This window comes from Thiomicrospira sp. S5 (assembly GCF_003991075.1).
In the GTDB taxonomy this organism is placed as follows: domain Bacteria; phylum Pseudomonadota; class Gammaproteobacteria; order Thiomicrospirales; family Thiomicrospiraceae; genus Hydrogenovibrio; species Hydrogenovibrio thermophilus.
Genome location: NZ_CP014470.1, coordinates 1,848,885 through 1,872,269 on the forward strand (window position 1 = coordinate 1,848,885; position 23,385 = coordinate 1,872,269).

The window sequence follows — 23,385 nt, forward strand, 5'->3', positions numbered from 1 at the left end:
GGCCTCTGTACGAATCATTTATCGGTTTTCAGTTATCGGTTTTTTAGTTATAGGGTTTTCAGTTGTTTCAATAAACGTTGCACCGATACCGGCTTGACGGTTTTCATCGGTTGGGCAAACAAGGATAAGCGCAACTCTTCCAGCAACCAACGCATTTCCGCCAGGCCTGGGTGATTTCGATAGGCGGCATCCTGCGCCAGACGTTCATAGGCTTCCAACACCGGTTGCATTTCACGGATGGCCTTTTGGTCTTTGGTCGGGTCAATATCGATTTTTTCTAAACGTTTTTCCAGCCCTTGCAAATACCGCGGCATCTGACGGAACCAGGTTTCCGGCGTGGTTCGCACGAAGTCTTTATCAATCAAGGCATCCAACTGGGCACGGATGTCCGCCACGGACGCCAGCCAACGCGGGTTCACCTTACCTTTGACCTGCTTGGCGATTTTCTGATGTCCGGTGAGAATATCGTTAACCTGCTTGGCAATGCCCTGCGCGGTTTCAACCCATTTCGAACGAACCGTTTCCAGCGTCTGCTCGTAAGCCGCCTGAGTGCGGATTGTTTCCGGTTCCGGCACCAATTGACGCAAGGCCCGGTCAATGACCTGTTGCGTCAAGGCGTCGCACGTACCGTAAGGCGCATAGCATAAACAGGCTTTTTGCATCGGCAACTTCTTCTGCAAATACTTGACCTTATCCGGCAGATTCAACGCCAACAAGGCCAGCACCGCTTCACCATGCTCAGCCAATGCCGTTTCCTCATCCCCGACCAAATCCAGTTCGATGATGTCACCGTCACCCGAGTCATCCGGCCGGCAGCGCAAAGCGGGATACGCGACCATTTCCACCCCTTTGGTACGAATGGTTTGAGAAGGTGCCAAATCGCCGAAGTTCCATTCGTCAACAATCTGGCTGTCGGCCGCGGTTTTGGCCTGATGTTTCTGAATGCGGTCGTCCACCAGATGTTGATACTCGGTTTTCAGGGCTTCCAAATCGGCCTTCTCGGCAATGGTTTTGCTCTTATCGTCCTGCAAGACAAAATAGGGTTGCAGATGTTCCGGCAAGGCCTCCGGCAGACCGGCGTTTTCAAAATCCGCGCTCGACACCTTCTGCTGACCACGACGATTCAACGCCCACACCAACTGGGTGACGTAATCCGCCGATTGCCCGTCCAGCTTTTTCGTCGGCGACATTTCCTGCAATACCACTTCTGCGGTCTGCGGCGCCGGAATAAACTGTTTTCGAAGTTGTTTCGGCAAGGCCTTGATGTAGAAAGCGGTTTTTTCTTTCAAGAGACCCGGCGTCAGCCAATCGAAATCGGACTTTTGCACCAGGTTCAACGCCGATAACGGCACTTTCACCACCAAGCCATCTTGCTGCTTGCCCGGTTCAAAATGGTAATCGACATCGAGTTCCAGTTGATTCTTGACCTGGACCTGGTCGGGGTATTCCACCGCCAACCCGGCGTCCACCGACTGTTTGAGCAGAAAATCACGCGTCAGTTTCAAAGCGTCAATGATTTCCGGTGACCGCTGTTCGGTTTTCTTGACCCATTTTTCAAACGCCGGTTGGCTGTAAATGTGTTCGGGAATCCTCGCCTGATAGAACTCATACAACACATCCTCTTCCACCAGAAAATCGGGGCGCCGCAATTTGGATTCGATGTCGTGAATCTCGTCAATCAAACGGCGGTTATGTGCCAAAAACGCCACCCGACTGTGCATTTCCCCTTCCACCAGCGCGTGTCGCAGGAAAATCTTATGGGCTTCTTTGGGATTAATCGGCCCGTAATTGCAGCGTCGCCGATTCACAATCGGCAACCCGTATAACGTCACCGATTCAAACGCCCCGACTTGCCCGGCCTTTTTCTGCCAGTGCGGATCGGTGTAACTGCGTTTGACCAAGTGCGGCGCCAGCGCTTCCACCCAGTTGATGTCAATGACGGCATTGTTACGGGCATAGAGCTTCGAGGTTTCCACCAGCTCGCCGGACAGCATCCATTTCGGTTTGCGCTTGAACAACACCGAACTCGGGTGGATAAACAATTTGGTGTTACGCGCGCCCAAATAGGTATTTTCGTCGTCGCGCATGGCGATATTCCCCAACAACCCGGCCATCAGAGAACGGTGCACCGCCATCGAATGCATGTCCGACAAACGTTCGGTGACCGTCTTGCCCTGCTTCACTTCTTCATACAGATGCAGATCGCCGACTTTCACACCGATGCGCTTCAAGCTCATTTCCAACTGGAAAAACAAGTCGTGCCATTCTTTCATTCGTAGATAGGACAGGAAATTGGTTTTGCAGAGCTTTCGCAGTTTGTTTTGGCTCAAATGACGGCGTTTATCTTCGTAAAAACGCCACAGATTGAGGAAAAACAGGAAGTCGGAACGCGCATCTTCAAACGGCTTGTGCGCCTGGTTGGCGGCCTGACGATTGGCTTCATTCATATCGCGCGGGTCTTGAATGCTGATGGCCGAGGCAATCACCAGCACTTCGGCCAAGACACCGTTCTTCTGCCCTTCCAGCACCATCTTCGCCATCCGCGGGTCCAGCGGCAGTTTGGCCAACTGACGGCCACTGTTGGTCAAGCGGCGGTTTTCGTCCAACGCGCCGATTTCGTGCAATTGACGATAACCGTCATTCACCGCTTTATCTTCCGGCGGTTCGATAAACGGAAAATGTTTCACCGCACCCAGTTTCATTTGCGTCATCTGCAAAATCACCGTCGCGAGTGAAGTGCGGTGGATTTCCGGCGGCGTAAAAGCCGAACGACTGTTGAAATCGTCTTCATCGTACAAACGGATGCACACCCCGGAACTGACACGGCCGCAACGCCCGGCCCGTTGATTGGCCGAGGCCTGGGAGATTTTCTCAATCGGCAAACGCTGCACCTTGGAGCGCACCGAATAACGGCTGATTCTGACCAGGCCTGGGTCAATCACGAACTTGATGCCCGGCACCGTCAAAGACGTTTCCGCCACATTGGTCGATAAAATCACCCGCCGCTTCTGCGACAATTGAAATACCTTGTTCTGCTCTGCCATGCTCAAACGCGCGTACAAGGGCACGATTTCGGTGTTTTTCAAATGCTGTTTGCGCAGGTATTCCGCAGTTTCCTTGATGTCGCGTTCACCGACCTGAAACACCAGCACATCCCCGAACGGGTCAATTTCCGCCAATTCTTCCAACGCATAACCGATGGCGGTGGGAATGTCCTGTTCGAATTCATTGCCGTCGTCGTCTTCGATTTTCACCAAAGGGTTGTAGCGGACCTCCACCGGATAGGTCCGCCCGCTGACTTCGATAATCGGCGCACCCTCAAAAAATTGCGCAAAACGTTCGGTGTCGATGGTGGCGGACGTAATGATGAGTTTCAAATCCGGGCGCTTCGGCAGCAGTTTTTTCAAAATGCCGAGCAAGAAATCGATGTTAATGGACCGCTCATGCGCTTCATCGATGATGATGGTGTCGTACTGATTCAAAAACGGGTCGTTCTGGACTTCCGCTAGGAGAATCCCGTCGGTCATCACCTTCAACAAACTTTGTTGATGCACCTGGTCGTGAAACCGCACCTGATACCCGACCAACTCGCCCAGTTTGGAGCCGAGTTCTTCGGCAATCCGTTCCGCCACGCTGCGCGCCGCCAAACGTCTCGGCTGAGTACAACCGATGCGGCCGAAAATACCACGCCCCGCTTCGAGGCAAATTTTTGGAATCTGGGTGGTTTTTCCCGACCCGGTTTCCCCGGCAATCACCACCACTTGGTGGTTTTGAATGAGATTCCGAATCTCCTCACGACGTTCCGCCACCGGCAAGGTGTCATAGGTGATTTGCGGCACCGCTTGCCGGTTGGCGGCCACCGCCTGCACCGACGCCGTCAAACGGGCCTGAAATTTTTGCCAGGCCGAATCATCCTGCAACGCCTCGACATCCGCGTCCGAATCGAGTTTGAAGCGTTCGAATTGCCGCTTCAAGGCAAACCGGTCTTTCGACAAGGTTTGCTCAAGCGCCTTGATAATCGACGGTTTATCGTTGAATTGGATGGAATCGGCCATTGGGGATTTGAATCGTATGAAAAATTAAGAAAGGAATTTTACGCTAGTTGGGCCCTTTCGGCAAAAGACGCGACCGGCAAACCGCCATCACGCATAACAATAATTAATTTTCATTAAAAACTTATTGTAAAACGATAATTAATAATTATACTGATGTCTGAGTTCAATCATTTTTGACGGAGCGCCACATGAACCAAACGAACCAAAACCTATCCCGCATTCAATCCTTCAGCCGAACCTTCCGGCTGCTCACTCGTTTTCTGATGGTCGCCGTACCGGTGTATTACGTGATCTACTGGGTGTTCATCAACTATCTGCCCCAAACCCTGATCAACGTCAATACCGCCGCACAACCGATTCTGGACAATACGCTTTCCGTCCCATTACAATGGCTCGGCTTTCTGGCGGCGCTGCCGGTAATTCTGTCGTTGATTTACGGGCTGGTGAACATCGATAGACTGTTTCGTTATTACCAACAGGGCATTATTTTTTCTTACCAGCAGGTGCGTTTATTCAAGCACATCGCCAAGGCGTTACTGCTGTGGGTGGTCACGTCCATGCTTTACGAGTCGGCCAAGAGCGTTGTATTCACCTGGCAAAACCCGCCTGGAGAACGGCTGTTAACGGTTGGTTTCGGTTCCGCCGAATTGATGATTATGATTGTCGCCGCCATGACGTTTTTCATCGCATGGGTGGTGGAAGAAGGGCAGAACTTGTCTGAAGAACAAAAATACACGGTGTAAAGGGAAATCGAATGGCGATTATCGTGAATCTGGACGTTGTGTTGGCGCAACGTAAGATGAAATCCAATGAACTGGCCAAACGGATCGGCATTACCGAACAGAACCTGTCGATTTTAAAAACCGGCAAAGCCAAAGCGATTCGGCTTTCCACGCTGGAAGCCATTTGCGAGCACCTGGATTGCCAACCAGGCGATTTGCTGGAATTCAAACCCGACGACTGAACCCACTGGTTTTAACGACAAACCTTTCCCCGAAACGCCCAGGCCTGGGCGTTTCAAGCATTCACCGCTTCAACCGGGATGACTCAGTTCTAATCAATATCGAAGAACCTCTGCTCCGGCACCTTCAAGGCTTTGGCGAGAAAACTCACCTCAAAATCCGTCACGCGTCTGACTCTGGCTTCTATTTTTGCGAGCGTGCTTCGGCTAATGTTCCAACCAATCAAATTGCACTTGGCAACCAATTGCTCTTGGGTAAAACCGAAACCTTCCCGAACGGTTTTGACTCTTGGCCCAATCTTATTCATATGTATTGCTCCACACTGGACCTTGATTTTTGCAAAACATGAAGACATAATTGCTCCCATAATAGAGCAAAGCAACTTTAATTCCGACGAACGGGAAATTCTCTCAGTCGCCGGGGGCAATGATGCAAGAAGCGTGCTCAAAGCCGGTTAAGAGCGACATAACAAGTAAACGATTATCGTTTTTTCCTGGCTTTTAAAATACGAATCATCAGCAGTCTGAAAAATAAGTGGTAGAACCGTGGTAGTTTTTTTAAATAAATAATCGAGCGTTTTATAACGCAACCCAAGGCGACTAAATGGAATTAAACAGCATGACCCTGGCCATTTCCCTCAGCATCTTCACCTTGCTCATCTTAGGTTTCGTGTTATATCGCCACAAACAACTGCACTTTCTCGCCCTCGCTTTCGAGCACCTCCCCAAACCCATTATCATTACCGACCAACGGGCACGTATCCTCACCGTCAACCGTGCGTTTTGCGACATTACCGGTTACCCGCCGGAAGATGTCATCGGACAAACCCCGGCGGTTTTCAACTCCGGCCGACAGGACGAAAGCTTCTATCGGCAACTGTGGTACGAACTGCAGCGAAACGGCCACTGGCAAGGCGAGGTCTGGAACAAACGAAAAAACGGTGAAGAATATGCCGAGCGCCTCACCATCGCCTCTTTTCGCCACCCTTTCCGTAAGCAACGTTATTACGTCGGTACCCTGACGGATATTTCCCAAAACAAAGCAGACGAAGCCACCATCGAACGTCTCGCCTACTACGATACTCTGACATTGCTCCCCAACCGGAAACTGTTGGAAAACACCCTTCAAAAAGCATTGAAAAAACCGAATGATACCAAGGCCAGTGGCGCCGTCCTGTTCATCGACCTGGACGACTTCAAAAGCTTGAACGACACCTGCGGTCACGGCATGGGCGACTTACTGCTGGTGGAAGTGGCGCGCCGCATTCATGCTTGCCTGGATTTCGAGGACGCCACCGTCGGCCGTTGGGGCAGTGACGAATTCGTCGTCATCCTGGAAAACCTGTCTTCAAAACTGGCCTTGAACGACGCCATCCAGCAAGCCGAATGGATTCAAAGCAAACTCAGTGAGCCTTTCACCTTGAACGGGTTGGAATACTTCAGTGCCTGTTGCATCGGCATCGCACTGTTCGATCATCGCCATTCCGCCCAGGAACTGCTTAAAAAGGCCGACAGCGCCCTTCACCACGCCAAACGTTCCGGCCGAAACTGCATTTACACCTTTGACCCGTCCATTCAACAGGCATTGGTGCAGAAGCTGGAGTTGGAAAAAGACCTGCGTCATGCCTTGAAAGAAGACCAGTTCGAGCTTTACCTGCAACCCCAAGTCAATTCCGGCGGTTGCTTGATTGGCGCCGAAGCCTTGATTCGTTGGAACCATCCGCAGAAAGGTATGATTTCCCCGGCCGATTTCATTCCACTGGCCGAAAAAAGCGGGTTGATTGTCGGCATCGGCGACTGGGTTCAAGAAGAAGCCTGTCGATTATTGGCCGGGTGGAAAACACACCCTACTCTTGCGAAAGCCACTTTATCCATCAATGTGAGTGAACAACAGCTCCGCCACCGCGATTTTGTCGCTAAAACCCTCAACAGTTTGAATGTGTGTGGCATCGAACCCGCTCAACTGAAGCTGGAAATCACCGAAAGCGCCGTTATGCTGAACCTGGACGAGTGCGCCGATAAACTCTGTCAGTTGAAGCAGCACGGCCTGGAGTTTTCCATGGATGATTTCGGAACCGGCTACTCTTCCCTTTCCAATATCCGTGCCCTGCCGCTGGACCAGCTGAAAATCGACCAGTCGTTCGTTCGCAATCTGTTGGAAGATAAAAGCAATCAAACCCTCACACAGACCATCATCACCATGAGTGAAGCGCTGGGCTTGGAAATCATCGCCGAAGGGGTCGAAACCGAAGATCAGAAACTCGCCCTGGAAGAGATGGGTTGCCACCTTTTCCAAGGCTATTATTTCGGCAAACCACTCGCTTACGCGGATTTCATGGCCTATGTCGAAACCGCCGGCGCCTGTTTCAAAAACCGCTAAATATCATTGGATTCGACGATATTTCGTCAGAAATTTTTGACTGTCCGGTCCAGTTTGATTATGTTTATTCTGTTGAGGGCACAACCCCAAACCTCCTCCCCAGCCATCAGGATTCACCCAGATGAACAGAATCGAACTCAGAAACACCGACGACTACCATAGCCAGCAAGCGGCGGACACCCTTTCCTATTTCGAGGTCTCGCCGGAGCAAGGTCTGAGTAAAAACGAGGCTCAGGCCCGTTTGGAAACCTTCGGACCCAATGAAATCATTGAAAAAGAAGAACCGCTTTGGCACCGTATTTTCCGACGTTTCTGGGGACCGATTCCGTGGATGATTGAAATCGCCGCTCTCTTGTCGGCCATCGTCCAGAAATGGGAAGATTTCGTCGTCATTCTCATCATGTTGCTGATTAACGTGGTGCTGGACTTCTTTCAAGAACACCGTGCACTCAACGCCCTGAAAGTTCTCAAACAACAGGTTTCATTGGAGGTGCGCGCCCTGCGGGACGGCCAATATTGTGCATTACCCGCCAAAGAATTGGTCCCCGGCGACATCATCCGCATTCGCATCGGCGATGTGGTACCGGCCGACGTGCAACTGCTCAGCGGTGACTTTCTGTCCATCGACGAATCGTCCTTGACCGGCGAATCCTTACCGGTCACCAAGCGCCAAGGCGAGGTCGCTTACAGCAACACCGTAGTCAAACAGGGCGAGATGGTGGCCGTGGTGGTCAACACGGGGCGGCATACGCGATTCAATGCCGTGGTGTCGCTGGTGGCGAAAGCCTCTTTGGAAGAACGCAGCCACTTCCAAAAAATGGTCATCAAAATCGGAAACTTCTTGATTTTAATGACCTTGGTGCTGGTCGCCATTATTCTGGTGGTCGGCCTGTTCCGTCACGAAGACATGCTGGAAATCGCCCGTTTCGCGCTGGTGCTGACCGTGGCCGCCGTACCGGTGGCCTTGCCCGCTGTCTTGTCGGTCACCATGGCCGTCGGCGCGGTGAACCTGGCGCGCAAACAAGCCATCGTTTCGCGCCTGACCGCCATTGAGGAACTGGCCGGCGTGGATATTTTCTGTTCCGACAAAACCGGCACCCTGACCAAAAACGAAATGCAGGTGGCCACGCCCCTGGTATTCGATGGCTACCATGAAGAACAGTTGTTTACTTACGCCGTTCTCGCCTCCCGACAGGAAAACCGCGACCCGATTGAATTGCCGTTATTCCATTATCTGGATGAACACTTTCCCGAAACCGACTGGCAGCAATGGACCCAACACGATTTCATGCCCTTTGACCCGGTGAATAAATATACGTCGGCGCAGGTCGAATGCAGCCCTCAGCAGTTGACCGTGTTCAAAGGCGCCGCCCAGGTGTTGTTGGAAATGGCGGACATTGACGGTAACGAGCTCATTGCCATCCATCACAGCATCGACACCTTTGCCGACAAAGGGTATCGGACGCTGGCCGTCGCGGTTCAAACCGAAAACGACCGCGTTCGGCTGGTCGGTTTGATTCCGCTCATCGATCCGGAACGGGAAGATTCCGCCGACGTCATCCTCAATATGACCCACAACGGTGTACGCGTCAAGATGATTACCGGCGACAACGTCGCCATCGCCCGCGAAATCGGCCATCGTCTCGGTTTACGGCAACGTAGCATTCGCTCCGCCGACCTATCCGGCAAAGGCAGTAATGAACTGATCGGCTTCGCTAAGGCACTCAGCAACGCCCTTTATCAACGGTTGCACCCGGAAGTCAGTCATCAGGCAGCGGAAGCCTTTGCCGAGGACGTCATGGCGTCCTTGGAACAGAATTTCGATATGGAAATGCTGACCCGCGAATTCATTCACACCCACGAATCGGTGTTGATTGAAACCTTGGAAGGGGTGGACATCTTTGCGGAAGTGCGTCCGGAAGACAAATACACCATTATCGACACCTTGCAAAAAGCCGACCACATCGTCGGCATGACCGGCGACGGCGTCAATGATGCACCGGCCTTGAAAAAAGCCGACTGCGGTTTCGCAGTCTCCAATGCCACCGATGCCGCCCGAGCCGCGGCGGACATCATCCTCACCTCACCGGGGTTATCGGTCATCAATCATGCCATTGAACAAGCCCGCATCACCTTCGAGCGCATGAAAAGCTATGCCACCTTCCGCGTGGCGGAGACCATCCGCATCATTCTGTTCATGGCCTTGAGCATCGTGGTGTTCAATTTCTACCCGATTACTCCGTTGATGATTATCCTGTTGGCGCTCTTAAACGACATTCCGATTCTCGCCATCGCCTACGACCACACCAAGGTGCAGAACAAACCAGTGCGCTGGGAAATGCATTCGCTGTTGACGGTTTCCACAGTGCTGGGCATCAGCGGCGTAATTTCATCTTTCGTGTTATTCTTCGTTCTGCTGGAAATGGGCATCAGCGAAGACATGATACAAACCCTGCTGTTTTTGAAACTGATTGTAGCCGGGCACAGTACCCTTTACATCACCCGCACCGAAGACTGGTTCTGGAAACGCCCATGGCCGTCCCCCTTGTTGCTGGCCGCCACCTTCGGGACGGAAATCCTCGCCACCTTCATTGCGGTATACGGCCTGTTCGTCACCCCGATTGGCTGGGAATACGCGCTCTACATCTGGCTGTATGCGTTGGTGTGGTTTGTCATTAACGACATCATCAAAATGCGCGTGCGCAAACTGCTCAACAACAAACCGGCCCTGGCCTGAAAACGAAAACGCCCAGGCCTGGGCGTTTTTGATATTGTCTGAATAAATGTCGGACAGGCTATTTACCGTGTTTAAATAAGGAATCCACCATTTCCATCGGCAATGGGAACACGATGGTGTTGGAACGATCATTAGCGATTTCCGTCAAGGTCTGCAAATAACGTAATTGCAATGCCTGCGGCTGTTTGGAAAGAATTTGCGCCGCTTCGAACAGTTTTTCCGACGCCTGCATTTCCCCTTGCGCGTGGATGACTTTCGCCCGTCGCGTCCGCTCGGCTTCGGCCTGTTTGGCAATGGCACGAATCATACTTTCATCCAAATCAACGTGTTTGATTTCCACATTGCTGACTTTCACACCCCAGGCGTCGGTTTGCTGATCCAGCACCGTCTGAATATCGGCGTTCAACCGATCCCGTTCCGACAGCATTTCATCCAACTCATGTTGCCCCAGCACCGACCGCAAAGTGGTCTGCGCTAATTGGCTGATGGCATCGTTGAAATGCTCGACCTGAATAATGGCTTTATCCGGTTCAATGACCCGAAAATACACCACCGCGTTCACATGCACCGACACGTTATCGCGCGAAATCACGTCCTGACTCGGCACATCCATCACCACCGTCCGCAAATCAACCTTTTCCATTTGCTGGATGATTGGAATCACCAAAATGAACCCCGGCCCTTTCACTTTCCAGAAACGCCCGAGCATAAAAATCACCCCGCGTTCATATTCGCGCAGGATACGGATGGCACTGACGAAAAAAACCAGCACCACTGCCAGTACGATGTATAAAGCATAAGCCGTCATGATGTCGCCTCCTCTGTTGTAGCTGAATCCGTTTCAATCGGCGTGACCAGCAATGTCAGGTGTTTCATGCCCGTCACGCGAACCGTTTGATCCTGTTTCAAAGGCACCTCGGACACCGCTTGCCAATGTTCGCCGTGAACGATGACTTGCCCCTTGCCGTTGAAATCCGTTAAGACCACCGCTTCACTCCCGACCAATTCCTGCAAGCCGCTGACCACCGGCTGACGATAGGATTTAAATGCCAGATGCACCACCGCCGCCACGACCAACACACTGAGCACGGCAAAAGTCACGATGACCGACAAATCGATGCCGAACCCCGGCGCATCGGTGTCCATCAAGATAATCGAACCGATGACAAACGCCACCACCCCGCCAATGCCGAGAATGCCGAAACTGGGTTCAAAGGCTTCCGCCACCATCAAACCGATGCCGAGCAGAATCAGCGCCATGCCCGCATAACTGATGGGCAGCAGTTGAAAGGCATACAAGGCCAAGACGATGGCAATGGCGCCGATGGTTCCCGGTACAATGCCGCCGGGGTTGAGAAATTCGAAAATAATGCCATACACCCCAACCAACAAGAGAATATAGGCCACATTCGGATTGGTGAGCACACTCAACAACTCACTGCGCCAGTCCGGCGGCATCTCCACCACTTCCGCACCGGCGGTGTGTAGCATCAACCGGCGCTGATTCAATTGCACTTCACGTCCGTCGAGCTGTTGCAGCAAGTCCCAGGTGTTGTCGGCCATCAAGTCGATAACATTCAACGCCAAAGCTTCCTGTGCAGGCAAGCTGGCGGCCTCCCGAACGGCTTTTTCCGCCCAATCGACATTGCGCCCGTGCAGCTCCGCCAACCCGCGAATATAGGCCACCGCATCATTGACGGCTTTACGTTTTGAGGCGTCTTGAGGTTGACTGGGTTTCGCAGACTCTTCCGATGGGTCTTGAGATGGTTTCGGCAATGAAATGCCGCCGATTTGCACCGGCGTGGCGGCGCCGAGATTGGTGCCGGGGGCCATGGCCGCTACCGGGCTGGCAAAAAGAATATAGGTGCCCGCACTGGCGGCGCGCGCGCCGGACGGTGCGACAAACGTCGCCACCGGCACACTGGATGCGGCAATGTATTTGATGATATCACGCATCGACGAGCTCAAGCCGCCGGGCGTATCCAGTCGCAACACCACCAGTTCGGCACGATGGGCCTCCGCCTTCGCCAACGAACGTTCAATGTAGTCCGCCGTGGCCGGACCGATGGCATCATTTACCGTCAGTTGAATCACTTCTGGTGATTGGGACTTTGCCGACGTCTCCGCCAGCGCAGGGCTCTGAACCAATAGAACCAGCGCCATCATCAGTAAAAACCACCGATAGAACTTTGCCAACCGCTGCATCGCGCCTCCTTTGCCCTCATGACCGACAAGCGGTCGAGTGCATCACAAGTGCCGAGACTTTTACTTTACGCTTCTTATTTAAAAATTTCTAATGAAACCGTAAACCTCAATACTTTTATTTTAAAAACAACACTTTCCACCAGGCCTGGGCATTTTTAGGTTCCGCCGAATTCGCCGCTGAGGACATTTTGACCCGGCAAAGAAAGTGTTTTAGCATAGAGGCTCGACCCTATGTTTTGTTTTGAATTCCACTTGATATTAAACTTGGTCGAAAAGGAGGCCCCATGCAGGACGCAACGCACAGCCACCACCATTCTTCCGAGCACGACGCTCACGCCGGCCACTCTCCGGACATGTTCCGCGAGAAATTCTGGTGGAGCTTCTGGTTGACGGTTCCCGTCGTCATCTGGTCCCCGCACATCCAGTCCTTATTAGGTTTCCAAGCCCCCGATTTTCCGGGTTCGACCTGGATTCCCGCCATATTATCCACCTTGATTTTTGTTTACGGCGGTCGGGTATTTTTGCAGTCGGCCTGGCACGAACTGCAAGCCAAACTACCGGGCATGATGACCTTGATTTCCCTGGCGATACTGGTCGCCTTCCTGTTTTCCTGGGTGGTGCAACTGAACTGGCTGGACGCGCAACCCTTGTGGTGGGAACTGGCCTCATTGATTGTCATCATGCTGCTGGGCCACTGGATTGAAATGCGCTCCATCCATCAGGCCCAAGGCGCTCTGCAAGCCCTGGCGAAACTCTTACCGGACACCGCAACCAAACTGACCGACAAGGGCGAGCAGGACGTGCCCGTCGCCGAGCTGACGGAAAATGACCGTGTCCGCGTCCGGCCAGGCGAACGCTTGCCGGTGGACGGCACCATCGAAAACGGCGAAAGCGACGTCAATGAATCGATGATTACCGGCGAATCGCAACCGGTCAAAAAAAACCCTGGCGATACGGTCATCGCCGGCACGGTGAATGGTTCCGGCTCCTTGGAAATCAGCGTGACCCACACCGGCGACAACACCCAACTCAGCGGCATCATGCGCTTTGTGTCCGAAGCGCAAAAATCCAAATCCCGCGCCCAGCATCTTGCCGACCGTGCCGCTCAATGGCTGACCGCCGTTGCGATTGCCAGCGGGGTCATCACCCTCATCGCCTGGCAATGGGCCGGCGCATCGCTGGACTTTTCCATTATCCGCGTGGTGACGGTTCTGGTCATCGCCTGTCCGCATGCCCTGGGCTTGGCAGTGCCGCTGGTGGTGGCCATTTCCACCACCATGGGCGCGCAACATGGCCTGCTGATACGGGACCGACGCGGCCTGGAAGAAGCCCGTCGACTCGACACGGTGGTCTTCGATAAAACCGGAACGCTCACACTGGGAGAATTCCGCGTGGTCGATTGCACCACACTGGATACGGAATCGGATGAATCCCTTTTAAAAATCGCCGCCGCGATTGAATCGGAATCCGAGCACCCCATTGCCCAAGGCATCGTGAACACCGCCAAAGAACGTGAATTGTCTTGGCCGAAGGTCGAACACTTCCAAGCCATTTCCGGCCAGGGCGTGAGCGCACAACTGGACGGAAAATCGTATCAAATGGGCGGCAATGCATTATTGAAAAGTGAAAAGATCGAACTGCCCAAGCCGTTGAAAGACGCCGCCGACCAGGCTTCAAAAAACGCACAGACCGCCATCTTTCTGATTCGTGACCGCCAAGCCATCGCGACCTTTATCGTGGCCGATGCGATTCGCCCCGAAAGCCGGGAAGCCATTGAATCTCTACACCAACAGGGGTTGAACGTCGCCATTCTCACCGGCGACGCTCAGGCAGTGGCCGACAGCGTGGCCCAACAACTTGGCATTGATACGGTGATGGCCGAAGTACGGCCGGAGGATAAAGCCAAACAAATTGAAGCGCTTCAAGCCAAAGGGCAACGGGTGGCGATGGTGGGCGACGGAGTGAATGATGCACCGGCACTGGCCACCGCCGATGTCGGCATCGCCATTGGTGCAGGGACCGATGTGGCCGTCGAAGCCGGCCACATTGTTCTGGTGCGTTCCGATCCGCGTGATATTCCCAAAATCACCCGTCTGTCGCAACGAACGTATCGCAAGATGGTACAAAATCTTTGGTGGGCGGCCGGTTACAATATCGTCGCCATTCCATTGGCCGCCGGCGTTTTAATGAAGTGGGATCTGCTGTTATCACCGGCCGCCGGTGCCATTCTGATGTCAATGAGCACCGTCATTGTCGCCATCAACGCTCAATTGATGAAACGTCAACCGCTCTGAATGCAACCGAACGAATTGGATGATTGATTACGACTGCATCATTTTCATGAGTTCGGCCAAATGGTAGATTTGCCCGGCGCCGCCCCAGTTGCCGTCGGCCACTTCATGAAACAGCACCCAGACACGCGCGGCGTTGAGTACATTATGATCGGTGCCTTCCAACCGTAACACGCACTCGGTCAATTCATGGGTCAAACGGGCTTTGCGGTCGTCGTCCAAGGTGTTTTCAAACACCGTCACATCGAAACGGTAATGCGGTTTGTGCATCGGTTTGCCGCCGACAAATCCAGTCGTTTTCGGGTGTTTATTGAGATAGGTCCAGGTCAGCATCCGTGCTTTGGGGTTTTGTGCCATGCCTTCCAGCTTGAGCAAAGCCTCGGTCGCCTCTTCGGCCAACTGCGCTTCCTGCTCGGCATGGAATGTCTCTTCGGGAAAAGTAATTTGAATCAGCGGCATATTCGACCTCTTACAGAATTAAACGGAGTGGGCACTTTTGGGGTTTCATTAAGTTTGCACAATAACCGAACTCTACGCAACGATAATGGCTTTGAACTCGATTCTCTGACCCAGACGCTTTGCAGGCCGGCCGGTTTCGGGTATGCTGGTGGTTTTACATAAACGGCCATGATTCACTTTCACACATTTGGAGAAACGCCATGCCAATTCGTTCCATGACACGCACTGCCGGTTTTGTCGGCGCTTTGCTTTTGAGCTTTTCGGTCAATGCCGCTTATGTCGGCCCTTCCAGTGAAGACCAACCTCGAAGCGTCAAACAGATTCTTGCAAACCCTCAGGATGACCAATTCGTCGTCCTGAAAGGGTATCTGACACGGCAGGTTTCCAGCGACAAATATATTTTCAAAGACGACACCGGCGAGATTCGTGTCGAAATCGATCACAATCTGTTCACCTCCGACCCGATTAAAGCCGACACGCTGGTGGAAATCCGCGGTGAAGTCGAAAAAGACTTTCTGCAAACCCCGGAAATCGATGTCGACCACCTGTCGATTGTCAAACCGTGAAGGCTGATATGAAACGCCCTTCCGTTTTGATTACCGGTGGCAATAAAGGCATCGGTCTGGAAACCAGTCGTTATTTTTTGGGCAAGCAACATCGCGTGATTGTGCTGGCGCGCGATTTCGACGATTTTCCACTTTCCGGTTCGGAACACGTCACCACGCTGGCTTACGACTTGCAGAACCTGAACAGTTTGCCGGAATTGATTGACCATCTAGGTCAGATTGATGTACTGATCAACAATGCCGGAGTCATGCACTCCCTGCCCTATCACGATTACCCGCAAGCGAAAATCGATCAATTGATGCGTTTGAACCTGGAAGCGCCAGTTCGCCTCATGGAAATCATTGGCGCGCACATGGCCGAACGTGGCCACGGCCGCATTGTCAATAACGCTTCCATTGCCGGGCAGATCGGCCATCCGGACGTCTGGTACGGCATCAGTAAAGCGGGCCTGATCAACGCCACCAAAAGCTTCTCGAAAATTTTCGGGCCGCAAGGCGTGCTGATTAATGCCGTCGCGCCCAGCCCGGCGGAAACCGATATGCTGGATGTCATTCCCGAAGCTCGCCGGGCGGCGTTCAAACAAAACACCATTTCCGGACGTTTCGCCACCGCCAAAGAAGTCGCCGACACCATTGGCTGGCTCGGCACCGACTCGCCGGAGTACATCAACGGCGTCTGCATCGACATCAACAACGGTGCCTTCCCCCGCTAGAACGGTTTCCCCAAATAGCAAAAACGCCCAGGCCTGGGCGTTTTTACAATTCAAGCGAGGCACGAAGTTCATGCCTCTTTAACCAAACCGTCAGGCCTTTTTCAGGTCGTCGTCATGCACTTCCGGAATACCCGCGGCACGGTCCGGGTCCATTCCGAACAGCTTGGTTTTAACCCCTTCACGCAGGCTTTGGAAGAACACATACAACACCGGAATGAAGAAGACGGCAATGGCCGCGGCGAACAACATGCCGCCGATGACCGTGACCCCGACGAAATAACGGCTCACCGCACCGGCGCCGGTGGCGAACAGCAACGGCAGAACCCCCAACAGGAAGGCTAAGGCCGTCATCATCAACGGACGGAAACGCAGATGAGCGGCATCAATCGCAGCGTTGACAACGGTTTCCCCTTCTTCACGCCGCATTTTGGCGAATTCCACCATCAAGATGGCGTTCTTACTCGCCAAACCGATCATCAGAACGATACTGATCTGGGTATAGAGGTTATTGTTCATCCCCGGCAGCAAATACAGCGGCAACAAGGAACCGAAGACCGCAATCGCCACCGAAGTGATGACCGACATCGGCACCGACCAACTTTCGTACTGCGCCACCAGGAACAGATAGGCAAACAGAATCGCCAACGCAAAGATGAACACCACCAAGTCGCCGGCTTCCAATTCCTGCAATGTCATTCCCGTCCAGGCGATTTCATAGGTCTTCGGCATTTCTTCCTTGGCCAACTTCTCGAAGGCGTCAATCGCCTGACCGGAACTGAAATCCGCCCCGGTTTGCGCGGAGAAGGACGCCGTACGATACATGTTGTAGCGCGGAATCGACAAAGGCCCCATAATCGGCTTGGATTCGACCACGGAACTCAACGGCACCATATTGCCGTTTTTGTTGCGCACTTTAATCAAATCCAAATCGGACATCGCCATCCGCTCATCCGCTTCGGACTGGATAATGACGCGATAGGTTTTGCCATAAAGGTTGAAATCATTGATGTACAAGGAACCCAGATTCGACTGCAAGGTATTGAAAATATCGGAAATTTCCACCCCGAGCACCCGCGCTTTTTCACGGTCGATATCAAGATAATATTGCGGTACATCCGCGGAAAAGGTCGAAAACGCTTGCTGGATGCCGTCAACCTGATTGGCCTTAAACATCAAGCCACGGGTCACGGAAGCCAACTCACTGGAAGGCCCGCTGGCCAAATCCAAAATTTGCCCTTGCAGACCATCCGCCACCCCAAGACCACTGATAGCAGGCGGCGAGAAGGCGAAGGAATCGGCTTCCGGGAATGTACTCAGGCGAATATTGGCTTCACGCAAAATTTTCTTGGCCGGATTGTCCGCGCGTTTGCTCCAATCTTCCAGCGACAAAACCACAAAGGCCGCATTGGACGCCGAGCCGGACATGATACTGTAACCGTTGATGACAATGACGTCCCGCACCCCTTTGATTTGACCCAAGCTGTCGGACACCTTACGGGTAAAGTCGGTGGTCCGCTGCAAGGATGCACCGTCCGGCAACTGGATATTCGCCATCAAGGCTCCACGGTCTTCGGTCGGCAAGAAACCGGACGGCACGTTTTGGAACATATAACCGGCCCCGAACACAAACAGCAAAAACGCCAGCATGCTCATTTTATAACGGGAAATCATGCGTTTCGCCACGGCCACATAACCGTCACGCGCCTTATCCACGCCTTTGGCAAACAAGCCCAGGAACCCTTTCGGTTCCGCATCTTCGGGACGCAGCAACAAACGACACAGTGCCGGCGATAAGGTCAAGGCGTTAATCGAGGAAATCACCACGGCCATCGCAATCGTCAATGCAAACTGTCGATAGAACTCCCCGGTGATCCCCGGCATAAAGGATACCGGCAAGAACACCGACAACAACACCAAGGTTGTCGCCACCACCGGCCCGGTCACCTGACGCATGGCTTCACGGGTGGCGCGACGGACATCGGTTTCGCCTTCCGCCAGAATCCGCTTGACGTTTTCGACCACGATGATGCCGTCATCCACCACCACCCCGATGGCGAGTATCAACGCGAATAAGGTAATCATATTGATGGAGAAGCCGAACACATAAAGCAACGCCATGACCCCGATCAAGGACACCGGCACCGCAATCGATGGAATCAGGGTCGCTCGCCAATCGCCCAGGAACAGGAAGGTGATGATGACCACCAGCGTAAAGGTGATAAAGAGTGTCTTGACGACTTCTTCGACGGAGGCCCTTACCGACGCCGTCGTGTCGTAAAGCACTTCATACATAAGCCCTTCGGGGAAGCGCTTAGACAAGACATCCAGCTCTTTATAGACCTCATCGGCCACCGCCATGGAGTTGGCGCCCGGCAACTGGTAAATCGCAATGGAAGCGGTCGGTTTATTGTTCAGATAGGTCGAACCGTCGTATTCCTGAGTTCCCAGTTCCACGCGTGCAACGTCTTTCATATACACCACGGAACCGTTGTCGTTGGCACGAACGATGATGTTTTCAAATTCGGAGACTTCCGCCAAACGACCCTTGGCTTGCAACGTATATTGAAATGCCGGCTTTTTCTCGCCGTAAGGCGGCGCACCGATCTGCCCGACCGACGCCTGAATATTCTGCGATTCGATCGCATTGGAAATGTCTTGCGGCGTGATGCCCAAGGCTTGCATTTTCAGCGAGTCCAACCAAATCCGCATCCCGTAATCCAGGGTAATGAACTGGGCCACATTCCCCACCCCCGGCAAACGTGCCAACGAATCTTCCATGTTGATGGATGAATAGTTACTCAACCAGATGCCGTCTTTGTCCCCTTCCTTGGTGGACAGGTTGATAATCATCAACATACTGCTGGATTGCTTTTTCACCGAAACACCCTGACGTGTCACGTCGGCCGGTAATTGCGGCTGGGCCAAAGCGACCCGGTTCTGGACGTTTACGGCGGCAATGTCCGGATCGGTACCGACATCGAAGGAAACATTCAGAGAATAATAACCACTGTTACTGCTGTTGGAAGACATGTAGAGCATGTTTTCCACACCGTTGACCTGGGTTTCAATCGGAATGGCGACGGACTCTTCCACCACCTCGGCACTGGCCCCGGGGTAGGTGGTGGTGACGCTGACCACCGGCGGCGTAATATCAGGGAACTCGGCCACCGGCATCAGTTTCATGGTGATGAAACCGACTAAGGTGATGACAATGGAAATGACGAGCGCGAACTTAGGACGATCGATAAAGAAAGCTGAAAACATTTATTTCGTTGCTCCCTTCGCCTCAACAACATTCACTTTCATATCCGGGCGGACCTTTTGCAGGCCTTGTACCACAACCTGCTCGCCTTTTTTCAAACCGGATTTGATGGCCCAATCGCCGTCGATTTGACGCCCGACGTCAACGCGCCGTTCTTCAATCTTACTATCGGCATCCACCACCAAGACAAAATAGCCTTTTTTGTCTTTCTGAACCGACTCCTGCGGCACCACCGGCAGAATGTTCTGCTTGTTCAAGCCAATGGACACGGTCACGTATTGTCCCGGGCGTAAGGTATGTTCCGGGTTCGGGAAAGTGGCGCGTACCTTAACCGTATTGGAGGTCATATCCACCTCCGGCCCCATATAGGTAAACTCGCCTTTATGGTTATAGGCCGTTCCATCCGACAACACCAGGGTCGGCACCGCCTTGAGGTTTTCATCACCGTTTTGCATTTGCAGATTGCGGGTTTGGAGCAGTTTCTTTTCGCCGATTTCCACCGACACGTAAATCGGGTCGACACTGGTGATGGTCGCTAGCGGATCACTGGTGGTCTTGACCAGATTGCCTTTGGTGTAATTGGCAATGCCGATCACGCCGTCAATCGGGCTGACCACATCGGTGTAACTCAAATTCAATTTGGCTTGTTCCAACGCCGCTTGCGACAATTTCACCTGCGCTTTGGCGGTATCACGTGCCGCTTCGGCCGCATCCACGTCCGACTGGGAAATCAAGTCCTTTTTCAACATGTCCCTTTTACGTTCCAAGTCGGCCGCGTTGTTCTTCAAGGTCGCTTTGGCGCTCATCAAATCGGCTTCACGTTCTTTCAAGGCGATTTGATAAGTGTCTTTCTCGATGTTGAACAGCACGTCCCCTTCCTTGACCATCGTGCCTTCCACAAAGTTACGCTTTAAGAGGAAGCCTTCCACACGGGCACGCAAGTCCACGGTTTGAATCGCTTCGACTCGGCCGGACTGTTTGATTTCAGGAGAAACGTTTTTGGTATCGACCGTTTGCACCACCACACTGGGCAAAGGGCGTTTCGGTTTGGCATTGGTATCGGCCGCTTGGGCCGTCGAAAGAAAACTTGAAGAGATGCAACAAATCGCCAGAAACAATGTTTTTTTAGACATAGAGAATTTCCGTTTGAACGTCAAAGGGTTGTATCGGCATGCCACTCTCGGTCTTTATGGTTATTTGAGTGTCTGATACATGCCGGTAACACGCATAATTATGCGTTAGTTTAACGGAAATTCAGAAAGGATTGCTAAAACATTACGCTGGAATACGAAGAAAGTTATCTTTTCATCATGGTCGCCGCTTTTGCGCGTAATGTCTCCAGTTTTTGGACTTGTTTTTCCAAATCTGCAATCAGCGCTTTACCCTCCGGACCGGACGCTTGGATTTTGGCTTTCAGGTTCTGTTGCAAGGCTTCTGCCTTAGCACGGATATCCGGGTCTTGAAAGGCTTGCTGCTGACGCATTTGGAAGGCTTGTTGACGTTTTTGGAAGTCTTGAATTTCGGCTTGCGTCGGCTTTTCCTGTCCGGTGTTGTATTTTTCCACCATCGCTTTCAACGCATCCAACTCTTTATCGGCATCATAACCACCGGAAGACATTTTTTTCGAAATGGCTTGTTGCAAGGCGTCCTTTTGTTTGACCAAATCCGGATTTGACTGATAAACCTTGTCTTGAATCGCGCGCAACTGCTCTTGGGTTTTCTGCAAAGCCTGCTGGGTTTGCTGAACCTCCATCATCAACTGCTTTTGCTCTTCAGTCAATTGCGGCATGCCTCCGCCACCACTATGCGGCATCGGCGGCTGAGCCATAACCTGGCCGCCAAGCGAGATGGAAGCCGCCAGGGCCATGACCGAAACAAATCTGGAAAGGGAGAGAGTCAATCGCATAGTGTGTCCTTAGTCGTATATTTTCAGAAGTACAGATGAGCACCCTAGCATAGCGCAAGGCAAAAAGAAACCGACGCGAACCGGATTCAGAGTTTCGTCAGAGAGTTTCTTCAGATTGGGTTCCACACAAAAACGGCCATACCCAAAACAGCCAGGCCTGGTTTATTTGGATGATTCCGGCAGTTTCATTTCAATATCAATGGAATTCAAATCCGTGCGTTTTTCACCGGTTTGCACCCCAACACCGACATTGACCTTCACATCCTCATCCTGAACGCCCAATTTGACATTGTATTTGTCTTCATCGTCTTTATCCGACCCTTCATAGCTGTAATTGAACACCCGTTTTTCGATGGGCTTATCCGGCAATAAATCGTTGATGGACGGTGCTTTTTCGGGCCCATCCAACGGAATGTCGGCGGCTTTCATTTGCGGCCCATCATGCGATGGCAAAGTGTCTTTTTCCGGCAACCTTAAGTTCAAGGGCGCCTCCAGTTCCTCTTGCGACGGCGCTTCATCAATGGTGGGCGGCACTTTCACCGGCGCAACCGATTCGTTCCCGGAATCCACGTCCGGCGATTCGACCGGACTTGGCAAGTCAGTCATGGCGGGGGCGTCCGTTTCACGGAATTCCTCACGTAATGACCAAGTGATAGCCACCACTCCGGCCACCACCATTATCAACACCAACCATTTCAAAAAACGCGCCATAACATTCACTCAGATGCTTACCCTGTGGAATCCGTTCCACTCTCCCGTTTCATTCTCTTTGGGAGGTAAGATAAGGCCATTCACACGCCTTTTCAAGAGACGATTTTATTTACCGCTCTGCTAAAAACCGCTAATATGAAAGAGTGTCCAGCTCGAAACATGCGGAGGGACAAGATGAAACCGATGAATTCTCCTAACGATCACGATGTGATTGACATCAAACAAACCTTAAAAGCCCGCCAACTCTTGGAATGCTTTGACACCAACCTAAACCGTTTGAATGACACGGGGTTACGTGACGATGAAGAAGAAGCGGATACGTTGGAAATGCTGTCCGGCTGTTTGGAAGAAGCCATTGAAAACGGGCTGAATCCGGCGGAATTGCAAACCCGAGCCAATCAATTAGCGCATTACGCCCTGCAACAAGGGTATGACCAACATCAGGTGGAAAACCTATTGACCATGCGGCCGAACCCGAACGGCAAACGCCTGCAAAACGATTGAACCGCCTATAATGATTTTGCCAGTTGCCCAGCCTGTTCAATCCAACGAGAACGTTGCGCCGCATCACTACCAATCACGGCCCCAAAACGGCGGTGATGGCGTACTTTGACACCGCAAAACCCCATAATGGCGCGTTTCATCTGTAAGCGATCCCCGGCCAGAAAATACCACTGAGCGATTTTCGGCGTATCGCACGTATTGAGAATATCCGCCGTCTTACCCTTCAATAACGGCACCAAACGTCCTTTTTCGGTATAACGAAACGCCACACCGCTGGCAAAGGTCCGATCAAGAAACCCCTTCACCCTTGCCGGCATGCCACCCCACCAAATCGGGTACACCAGTACCAAATGATCGCTGTCTTGTAATAAGGCCTGGGCCTGACGAATATCGGGTTCAAGCTCTTCCGGGTTCTCAAGACCGTTAGGTGTACTGTCGAAATCCAATTCAAACAGATTCAGCCAGTTGATTTCATGACCTTGCATTTCCGCTTCGTCTGCATAGGTTTCGGCTAGCGCACAGCATAAACTGTCCTCTTTCGGGTGACCGTAAAGCATGAGAATTTTCTTTGACATCCACGACTCCAAAACTGACTGAGATATAATCAGATATAAATGTCAGGCATAATGTAAACA

Annotated in this window: 18 protein-coding genes; 8 read left to right on the plus strand and 10 right to left on the minus strand. The window is 52.5% G+C overall.

All coding sequences use genetic code 11. The annotated features are described in order from the left end of the window. Positions 1 to 47: 47 nt before the first annotated feature. A complete protein-coding gene (gene hrpA, locus AYJ59_RS08540; protein WP_127119867.1) occupies positions 48 to 4,055 on the minus strand; it encodes an ATP-dependent RNA helicase HrpA in 4,008 nt (1,335 codons plus the stop codon). 188 nt (positions 4,056 to 4,243) lie between these two features. On the opposite strand from hrpA, the gene AYJ59_RS08545 reads away from it, so the two are divergent. Together AYJ59_RS08545 and AYJ59_RS08550 are read left to right on the plus strand one after the other, a co-directional pair. Beyond that, positions 4,244 to 4,798: a DUF2975 domain-containing protein gene (locus tag AYJ59_RS08545; RefSeq protein WP_029937801.1), complete on the plus strand. Its 555-nt coding sequence runs from the start codon at positions 4,244 to 4,246 to the stop codon at positions 4,796 to 4,798. Between the two features lie 11 nt (positions 4,799 to 4,809). After that, entirely contained in the window at positions 4,810 to 5,019 is a 210-nt protein-coding gene (locus AYJ59_RS08550) for a helix-turn-helix domain-containing protein (protein ID WP_029937800.1), read from the plus strand. Between the two features lie 89 nt (positions 5,020 to 5,108). Here AYJ59_RS08550 and AYJ59_RS08555 read toward each other — a convergent pair whose 3' ends face one another. Further along, a complete protein-coding gene (locus AYJ59_RS08555; protein WP_127119868.1) occupies positions 5,109 to 5,324 on the minus strand; it encodes a helix-turn-helix domain-containing protein in 216 nt (71 codons plus the stop codon). Between the two features lie 296 nt (positions 5,325 to 5,620). Between AYJ59_RS08555 and AYJ59_RS08560 the strand changes: the two genes are divergently transcribed. Together AYJ59_RS08560 and AYJ59_RS08565 are read left to right on the plus strand one after the other, a co-directional pair. Continuing rightward, positions 5,621 to 7,396 carry a putative bifunctional diguanylate cyclase/phosphodiesterase gene (locus AYJ59_RS08560; RefSeq protein WP_127119869.1) on the plus strand — a complete coding sequence of 592 codons (1,776 nt, stop codon included), beginning with the start codon at positions 5,621 to 5,623 and terminating at the stop codon, positions 7,394 to 7,396. A gap of 121 nt (positions 7,397 to 7,517) precedes the next feature. Continuing rightward, positions 7,518 to 10,133, plus strand: a complete 2,616-nt coding sequence (locus tag AYJ59_RS08565) for a plasma-membrane proton-efflux P-type ATPase (protein ID WP_127119870.1) — start codon at positions 7,518 to 7,520, stop codon at positions 10,131 to 10,133. A gap of 58 nt (positions 10,134 to 10,191) precedes the next feature. Here the strand turns inward: AYJ59_RS08565 and AYJ59_RS08570 are convergent, their stop codons facing one another. Together AYJ59_RS08570 and AYJ59_RS08575 are read right to left on the minus strand one after the other, a co-directional pair. Continuing rightward, positions 10,192 to 10,941 carry a slipin family protein gene (locus AYJ59_RS08570; RefSeq protein ID WP_029937796.1) on the minus strand — a complete coding sequence of 250 codons (750 nt, stop codon included), beginning with the start codon at positions 10,939 to 10,941 and terminating at the stop codon, positions 10,192 to 10,194. Then, positions 10,938 to 12,338, minus strand: coding sequence for an NfeD family protein (locus AYJ59_RS08575; protein WP_206197861.1), 1,401 nt, complete (start codon positions 12,336 to 12,338; stop codon positions 10,938 to 10,940). Before AYJ59_RS08575 ends, AYJ59_RS08570 begins: the two co-directional genes overlap by 4 nt. A 284-nt stretch (positions 12,339 to 12,622) precedes the next feature. Here AYJ59_RS08575 and AYJ59_RS08580 point away from each other — a divergent pair, with 284 nt between their 5' ends. After that, on the plus strand, positions 12,623 to 14,632 hold the full coding sequence (locus AYJ59_RS08580) for a heavy metal translocating P-type ATPase (RefSeq protein WP_206197862.1): 2,010 nt from the start codon (positions 12,623 to 12,625) through the stop codon (positions 14,630 to 14,632). 27 nt (positions 14,633 to 14,659) lie between these two features. Here the strand turns inward: AYJ59_RS08580 and AYJ59_RS08585 are convergent, their stop codons facing one another. Further along, positions 14,660 to 15,088: a tautomerase family protein gene (locus tag AYJ59_RS08585; RefSeq protein ID WP_127119871.1), complete on the minus strand. Its 429-nt coding sequence runs from the start codon at positions 15,086 to 15,088 to the stop codon at positions 14,660 to 14,662. 200 nt (positions 15,089 to 15,288) lie between these two features. Between AYJ59_RS08585 and AYJ59_RS08590 the strand changes: the two genes are divergently transcribed. Together AYJ59_RS08590 and AYJ59_RS08595 are read left to right on the plus strand one after the other, a co-directional pair. Further along, the gene (locus AYJ59_RS08590) at positions 15,289 to 15,654 is read left to right on the plus strand and encodes a NirD/YgiW/YdeI family stress tolerance protein (protein WP_127119872.1); all 366 of its coding nucleotides are present in this window, start codon (positions 15,289 to 15,291) and stop codon (positions 15,652 to 15,654) included. Between the two features lie 8 nt (positions 15,655 to 15,662). Beyond that, positions 15,663 to 16,367 (plus strand): SDR family NAD(P)-dependent oxidoreductase, encoded by a 705-nt coding sequence (locus AYJ59_RS08595; RefSeq protein ID WP_127119873.1) that lies wholly within the window; start codon positions 15,663 to 15,665, stop codon positions 16,365 to 16,367. Between the two features lie 90 nt (positions 16,368 to 16,457). On the opposite strand, the gene AYJ59_RS08600 is transcribed toward AYJ59_RS08595, so the two are convergent. The 4 genes from AYJ59_RS08600 to AYJ59_RS08615 all read right to left on the minus strand — a co-directional run bounded on the left by AYJ59_RS08600 (position 16,458) and on the right by AYJ59_RS08615 (position 22,246). Continuing rightward, positions 16,458 to 19,631, minus strand: coding sequence for an efflux RND transporter permease subunit (locus AYJ59_RS08600; protein ID WP_127119874.1), 3,174 nt, complete (start codon positions 19,629 to 19,631; stop codon positions 16,458 to 16,460). Further along, positions 19,632 to 20,762, minus strand: coding sequence for an efflux RND transporter periplasmic adaptor subunit (locus tag AYJ59_RS08605; RefSeq protein WP_127119875.1), 1,131 nt, complete (start codon positions 20,760 to 20,762; stop codon positions 19,632 to 19,634). It abuts the gene before it with no gap. Positions 20,763 to 20,926: 164 nt separating this feature from the next. After that, positions 20,927 to 21,535, minus strand: a complete 609-nt coding sequence (locus tag AYJ59_RS08610) for a hypothetical protein (RefSeq protein WP_029937788.1) — start codon at positions 21,533 to 21,535, stop codon at positions 20,927 to 20,929. Between the two features lie 162 nt (positions 21,536 to 21,697). Beyond that, positions 21,698 to 22,246, minus strand: a complete 549-nt coding sequence (locus tag AYJ59_RS08615) for a hypothetical protein (protein ID WP_127119876.1) — start codon at positions 22,244 to 22,246, stop codon at positions 21,698 to 21,700. Between the two features lie 174 nt (positions 22,247 to 22,420). Between AYJ59_RS08615 and AYJ59_RS08620 the strand changes: the two genes are divergently transcribed. After that, complete coding sequence (locus AYJ59_RS08620; RefSeq protein ID WP_237260309.1) at positions 22,421 to 22,750, plus strand: hypothetical protein; 330 nt, start codon at positions 22,421 to 22,423, stop codon at positions 22,748 to 22,750. Positions 22,751 to 22,755: 5 nt separating this feature from the next. Here AYJ59_RS08620 and AYJ59_RS08625 read toward each other — a convergent pair whose 3' ends face one another. Beyond that, positions 22,756 to 23,325 (minus strand): NAD(P)H-dependent oxidoreductase, encoded by a 570-nt coding sequence (locus AYJ59_RS08625; protein WP_127119877.1) that lies wholly within the window; start codon positions 23,323 to 23,325, stop codon positions 22,756 to 22,758. Between the last annotated feature and the right edge of the window lie 60 nt (positions 23,326 to 23,385).

What these genes read in the sequence shown, in the direction of transcription:
- AYJ59_RS08620 (WP_237260309.1), top strand. Translation starts at nt 22,421, where the DNA reads ATGAAACCGATGAATTCTCCTAACGATCACGATGTGATTGACATCAAA.
- AYJ59_RS08600 (WP_127119874.1), bottom strand. Translation starts at nt 19,631, where the DNA reads ATGTTTTCAGCTTTCTTTATCGATCGTCCTAAGTTCGCGCTCGTCATT.
- AYJ59_RS08585 (WP_127119871.1), bottom strand. Translation starts at nt 15,088, where the DNA reads ATGCCGCTGATTCAAATTACTTTTCCCGAAGAGACATTCCATGCCGAG.
- AYJ59_RS08560 (WP_127119869.1), top strand. Translation starts at nt 5,621, where the DNA reads ATGGAATTAAACAGCATGACCCTGGCCATTTCCCTCAGCATCTTCACC.
- AYJ59_RS08565 (WP_127119870.1), top strand. Translation starts at nt 7,518, where the DNA reads ATGAACAGAATCGAACTCAGAAACACCGACGACTACCATAGCCAGCAA.
- AYJ59_RS08555 (WP_127119868.1), bottom strand. Translation starts at nt 5,324, where the DNA reads ATGAATAAGATTGGGCCAAGAGTCAAAACCGTTCGGGAAGGTTTCGGT.
- AYJ59_RS08550 (WP_029937800.1), top strand. Translation starts at nt 4,810, where the DNA reads ATGGCGATTATCGTGAATCTGGACGTTGTGTTGGCGCAACGTAAGATG.
- AYJ59_RS08590 (WP_127119872.1), top strand. Translation starts at nt 15,289, where the DNA reads ATGCCAATTCGTTCCATGACACGCACTGCCGGTTTTGTCGGCGCTTTG.
- AYJ59_RS08625 (WP_127119877.1), bottom strand. Translation starts at nt 23,325, where the DNA reads ATGTCAAAGAAAATTCTCATGCTTTACGGTCACCCGAAAGAGGACAGT.
- hrpA (WP_127119867.1), bottom strand. Translation starts at nt 4,055, where the DNA reads ATGGCCGATTCCATCCAATTCAACGATAAACCGTCGATTATCAAGGCG.
- AYJ59_RS08610 (WP_029937788.1), bottom strand. Translation starts at nt 21,535, where the DNA reads ATGCGATTGACTCTCTCCCTTTCCAGATTTGTTTCGGTCATGGCCCTG.
- AYJ59_RS08545 (WP_029937801.1), top strand. Translation starts at nt 4,244, where the DNA reads ATGAACCAAACGAACCAAAACCTATCCCGCATTCAATCCTTCAGCCGA.
- AYJ59_RS08570 (WP_029937796.1), bottom strand. Translation starts at nt 10,941, where the DNA reads ATGACGGCTTATGCTTTATACATCGTACTGGCAGTGGTGCTGGTTTTT.
- AYJ59_RS08575 (WP_206197861.1), bottom strand. Translation starts at nt 12,338, where the DNA reads ATGCAGCGGTTGGCAAAGTTCTATCGGTGGTTTTTACTGATGATGGCG.
- AYJ59_RS08605 (WP_127119875.1), bottom strand. Translation starts at nt 20,762, where the DNA reads ATGTCTAAAAAAACATTGTTTCTGGCGATTTGTTGCATCTCTTCAAGT.
- AYJ59_RS08580 (WP_206197862.1), top strand. Translation starts at nt 12,623, where the DNA reads ATGCAGGACGCAACGCACAGCCACCACCATTCTTCCGAGCACGACGCT.
- AYJ59_RS08615 (WP_127119876.1), bottom strand. Translation starts at nt 22,246, where the DNA reads ATGGCGCGTTTTTTGAAATGGTTGGTGTTGATAATGGTGGTGGCCGGA.
- AYJ59_RS08595 (WP_127119873.1), top strand. Translation starts at nt 15,663, where the DNA reads ATGAAACGCCCTTCCGTTTTGATTACCGGTGGCAATAAAGGCATCGGT.